Below are 4,824 nucleotides of genomic sequence, written 5' to 3' on the forward strand. Positions count from 1 at the left end.
AGAGGCTGCCAGGTGATCCGCGCGCTTGTGAAGCAACTGGTCCTCAGCCGACCAGGCTGGCAGGCTGTAGCGCACCGCGATCGCCTTCTGCAGGCTCGACGTCAGGGCGCTGAACTCGGATCCGAGATGCGGCTTGAGGGGAGAGATCGGGTCGAAGCCGACGAGTCCCTCATCCGCGTCGTGCAACAATTCCCGCAGCGCTTCTCCGGGCGTCAGCGGCTGGTGTGGCTGTATCTGCTGACGCAGCACCAGCACGAGCAGGCTATGCTGCGTCACGGATAGCGGCAGGTCCCAAATCGAATGTCCACCCCAGCGGTATGTCCGGGAGAGCCCGACCGCCAGATCGAGGTCGGTCCAGTCCGTGGGTTGTGGGGCGATCAGATCCAGTCGTCGCCCGGAGCTCAGCCGAACCCAGGCGCGATCAGGCCTCATACCCGCCTCCCTTGCCGTAGCACGTCATTCCAATCCTTCGCCCCATTGGCCGGCAATAGGCGGCTGACTTTCAGATCCAGGGTTCTCCCCATCTCCGTCAAGCGGTCGGCATAGCCATGGCCCGCGCTGTCATTGTCGGTCGCGATGGCGAGTTCGCTGCCCCCCTGCGTCGCGAGGGCCTGAAGTTGGCGCTCCAAAGCGGCAATCGTGCCCGGCCCCATGCCGCCGGCGGTCGCGGTGTAGAGGGTGTCACCCCGTGATTGCTCGATCGCGGCAACGCTCATCGCGTCGATTGGCGCCTCCGCGACGACCAGACGGCTGACCGAGACAGTGCCGCTGCGGGGCCGCCCGGGCAGCCGGAAGAGTGTCTTCTCGCCGCCGGGGCTGAAGCCGCGGTATTCGGGACCGCGCATTTCAATCCCGGTGAGGCGACCTTCGTTGTCACGATGGGCAAACCAAGCACTGCCATGGGGCCCTTCCCGTAGCATGCCGGCGCCGATCGCGACGGACACGACGAGCGTGGGCAGACGGCGTGTCTCGGTCAGATAGCGCCAGGTCGGCGATCCCGGCCGAGGCAGTCGCCGACGCTCCCACTTCACCGCACATGGCACGTCCGGCGCTGGCTTTGCCGACGGCCGCTCGTGGACCGGGAAAGTTGGGCTCAGACCGATGAAGGGGCGGAGAATCTTGCGAATCTCGTCAAAACTCAGGCTCGGATTAAGGAACTGAATTAGCCCGAAGATGTCACCCTTTGCCGTGCTGGTGGGATCCCACCAGCCGCGGCCCTCATGGGTCACCAAAAGGATCTTGCCCTTGGCTCTGCGATACTTGAGGCAGTTGCGCGTGCTCTCCTTTTTGTCCAACTGCCAGGGTGGTGAATGCCGCTCCAACAACACCGCGCAGCTCACTCCCGACCTCATCTCTTCCAATTCAGCGTCTTGGCTGCTCATCGTCCGTACTCCTCTCTCAGAATACGGTCCGACGATCGCGTAGCCTGCACTGGACAAGGGCGCCTGCGGAGCAGGCGGGAGCGCTCGCGACGCACCCTTGTGGCGCGCAAAGGCGAATGCGGTATAGGCATTCTCATCACCCTCAGCAGGCTGGTTCTCTCGTCAGCCTGCCGGTGATCGGTGCGAACGAAGCCTCCTCGCCTAAATTGTTTCGCCCGTTCGCACCGATCTGCTTGAGCCTTTGTTCACGGCTTTCGCTGAAACTTTGCGGGCGTACGCGGCGCCGAGGCCCGCAAATAGACTTATCACGCCGCACATGGAGGACTTTCGGTTACGCCAGGAGCGGCGCCCGTGTCTGACTTCTCCATGCGGCATGCGGGCATGAAGCTTCGCCGAGTCGCGCCGACGGTCGTCGGTCTCGCGCGGCGGCCGTCCTCTGCATCTGGAACTGTGGACAACACAGCAAGTTGTTGATGTTCAACGCGCGGCGTGGCAGGAGGACTCATCGCAGCAACAGCGATAGGCCGGAGGAACATGGCGACGACGACCAGAGCGTGGGAACTAGTCCACGAGGAACATACGCCGATAAAGCAGGCGGCACGAAGGCTTGGTGTTCGGGTATGTGAGCTCTATGAGCTGTTGGAAAAGGAGAAGGCCGAGCGGGACAGTGCCACTCACCGGGCCGTTGCTCTTTTATCCGCCGTCATTGCAGCTCGAACCGCTCCGACTGCGGAGGATGTAAACGTCAAAGTACGCGCCAGGCAGCTCCTGGATAACGGACTTGCAACGCGGGTTATCTGCGAGAGGTTGGGGCGCACCGAACGATGGCTCGCCTCGGTGAAGCAGACACGCTAGGTGACGCGCACCGCCAGGGACGTTCTGGCTTGGCCGCGTCCGGAAGGGGTCCCTCGATCTACACACAAGCTTCGCCTGGCTCGCTGTCATATACGCAACCTGCGCCGACGGCTGCGGCACACGGAGCCGCAGCCGCAGATTCACATTGTTGATTTCTTGGCCGCGACTGATTCAGCGAATTCATAGGCTTGCACCGACATTGCAGTTGGCGTGCAACGAGGAGACAGCTAGGACTCGCCTAGTTCTGGAGAGAACCTGACATGGTTGTCATTAGAGCCACGGCGGCACGGCTTGAACTCGATGCGCCCTATCATCCGGCGCTTCCGTATCGGGCAAGGCAGGTCGGTGGAACGTGGCTCGGCTCGACGACCGGCTGGGTCTTTCCACTCAAAGCGGAGCAGGCGCTGCGCGCGCTTTGTCAGGACATCTGGGCGGTCGATGGCAGAATAGCTGCTCTGGAAGACATGGTTGATCTTCGGATCACGGTCGACGAGCGGGTGCCATTTCGCTCAGTGTTCGAAGCGCATGAGACGCCGATCTATCTCGTCGGACGCGAGATCGCTGCGTCCCTCAGGAACCTGCGTGGGGCTCGCGCAGGCCGAGGCATCCGGTTCCTCTCGGGGGAGCCAAGATGCCTCGCATCGCCAAGCACGTGGGCGACATCTATTCCCGATGGCGCTGTCTTCCTGATTCGCGACGTGCCGCGCTGCGCCCTCGGCCGCTTTCGGGAAGCCGTCGGCAGTGCTGGGCATGTCGAGGAAAGTGCTCTGGATATGGGAACGCGCGAGTGACCCTGTGAAGGGTTGAGGCGCCGCCTCGGCGAAGTCGGACGTTAGACCAACTTCTTCAGCGCCGGCGAGACTTTGAACCTCACGGTTTTGCCCGCCTTTACCTTGACCGGCTCACCGGTGCGGGGGTTGAGCGCCTTGCGGGCCTTTGTCTTGGCGACACGAAAGGTGCCGAAGCTGGGTAAGGTGAAGCCGCCCGAGGTCTTCAGCTCTTTGACGATGGCATCTATGAGGTCACCAGCCGCTCGATTCGCCGCGACACCAGTCAGCTCAGCAGAGTCTTGCAGAACGGAGGCAATGAAGGCTTTTGACACAGTTACCAGTCCTCATGATGGTTAGGCGCAACTTCTGTACCGGATGGCTTCAGAAATTCAAGTGCCGCCCTGGGATCATTGCACAGTCTCTCGTCCTCAGTGCCCAGCCCGAAACGCGCTGATCATCACATAGGAAGCATAGAGAGAGAACAGCCCTTGCGGCCGTTGATCCAAGCAGTCAAAGGACCTTGTTGAAGACTGCCCCAATCGACGGAGATCGCCCCAGACATGCGTGAGGCAGCCTCGACCACGAAGAAGGGCGCGACGACCACAACTGCTTTGGCAGCACTCGGCATCGTTTTCGGCGATCTCGGGACGAGCCCACTTTACACCTATCAGACTATCGTGAGCGACGTGGGCGGTCGCCCTTCCGTGGGGGACGCACTCGGCCTTCTCTCCCTCGTCGTCTGGACCTTGATCGTGACGATTTCGATCAAATACTGCATCCTTGTCATGCGGGCCGACAATCACGGCGAGGGCGGTATCCTAGCGCTCATGTCTCTCGTCGCCGGTTGCGCTGGCCGAGCCGCCCCCGCACTCGTTGCCGTGGGGCTGTTTGGCGGCGCCCTAATCTACGGGGATGGCATCATTACGCCTGCCATCTCCGTACTGAGCGCGCTCGAGGGCATCGATGTCGTCACGACTATCTTCAAGCCCTATGTGATGCCGACAGCTCTTCTGATCCTATTCGCGCTGTTTGCGGCACAAACATTTGGCACCGCCCGCATCGGCCGTTTTTTCGGCCCCATCATGCTGCTGTGGTTTGCGACGATCGCGGTGCTCGGCTTCCTAGGTGTCGTTCAACGTCCCGAAGTTCTAGCCGCCATCGATCCACGCCATGGGGTAGATTTCCTTGCCCGCCATGGGTGGCGTAGCTTCATCGTGCTCGGGGGCGTTTTCCTCGCCATCACCGGCGGCGAAGCACTCTACGCCGACATGGGTAGCATCGGCCGTCGCCCAATCCGTCTGTCCTGGTATGGAGTTGTGCTGCCCGCACTGCTCCTCAGCTACGCGGGCCAAACGGCGCTTCTGATCAAGACACCGAACTTGATAGGCAATCCCTTCTTCAAGCTCGCGCCCGGATGGGCCGTCGTTCCGCTCGTCGGCCTCGCGACCATTGCCACCATCATTGCGAGCCAGGCCATCATCACAGGGGTCTTTTCCCTGACCCGACAGGCCATTCAGCTCGGCTGGTTTCCCGGCCTGCTAATCCGCCAGACCTCCGACAGGGAATACGGCCAAATCTACGTGCCCTTGGTGAACTGGACGATGATGATCGGCACGCTCGCACTGACCTTCGGCTTTGGGAGTTCGGACCGACTGGCGGGCGCCTATGGCACGGCCGTCTCGACCACCATGCTTCTCACGACCGTTCTCCTCTACAACGCCATGCGTGACCTCTGGCATTGGCCGAGATGGATCGCGCTTCCCGCGAGTGGCGCCTTTCTGGTCTTTGATCTCACCTTCTTCGCAGCAAACCTGCTC

At 61.8% G+C, this 4,824-nt stretch carries 4 protein-coding genes and 1 pseudogene; 2 read left to right on the forward strand and 3 right to left on the reverse strand.

The window, feature by feature from the left end:
- Positions 1–432, reverse strand: a pseudogene (locus GSQ83_RS29890) (phosphohydrolase); the annotation flags it as partial.
- Entirely contained in the window at positions 429–1,382 is a 954-nt protein-coding gene (locus tag GSQ83_RS12535; RefSeq protein ID WP_254065651.1) for a DUF3991 and TOPRIM domain-containing protein, read from the reverse strand. The pseudogene GSQ83_RS29890 and the gene GSQ83_RS12535, both read right to left, overlap by 4 nt.
- Before the next feature lie 1,115 nt (positions 1,383–2,497).
- Between GSQ83_RS12535 and GSQ83_RS12540 the strand changes: the two genes are divergently transcribed.
- On the forward strand, positions 2,498–3,028 hold the full coding sequence (locus GSQ83_RS12540) for a hypothetical protein (protein WP_158803233.1): 531 nt from the start codon (positions 2,498–2,500) through the stop codon (positions 3,026–3,028).
- Between the two features lie 41 nt (positions 3,029–3,069).
- On the opposite strand, the gene GSQ83_RS12545 is transcribed toward GSQ83_RS12540, so the two are convergent.
- Entirely contained in the window at positions 3,070–3,339 is a 270-nt protein-coding gene (locus GSQ83_RS12545; RefSeq protein WP_158803234.1) for an HU family DNA-binding protein, read from the reverse strand.
- Between the two features lie 228 nt (positions 3,340–3,567).
- Here GSQ83_RS12545 and GSQ83_RS12550 point away from each other — a divergent pair.
- A partial coding sequence (locus tag GSQ83_RS12550; protein WP_174246657.1) for a KUP/HAK/KT family potassium transporter occupies positions 3,568–4,824 on the forward strand: 1,257 nt, incomplete at its 3' end.

Source organism: Acidisoma sp. L85, assembly GCF_009765865.1.
In the GTDB taxonomy this organism is placed as follows: Bacteria; Pseudomonadota; Alphaproteobacteria; order Acetobacterales; family Acetobacteraceae; genus Acidisoma.

Excerpts from the sequence above, each read along its gene's own strand:
- GSQ83_RS12540 (WP_158803233.1), top strand. The coding sequence starts at position 2,498 with ATGGTTGTCATTAGAGCCACGGCGGCACGGCTTGAACTCGATGCGCCC.
- GSQ83_RS12535 (WP_254065651.1), bottom strand. The coding sequence starts at position 1,382 with ATGAGCAGCCAAGACGCTGAATTGGAAGAGATGAGGTCGGGAGTGAGC.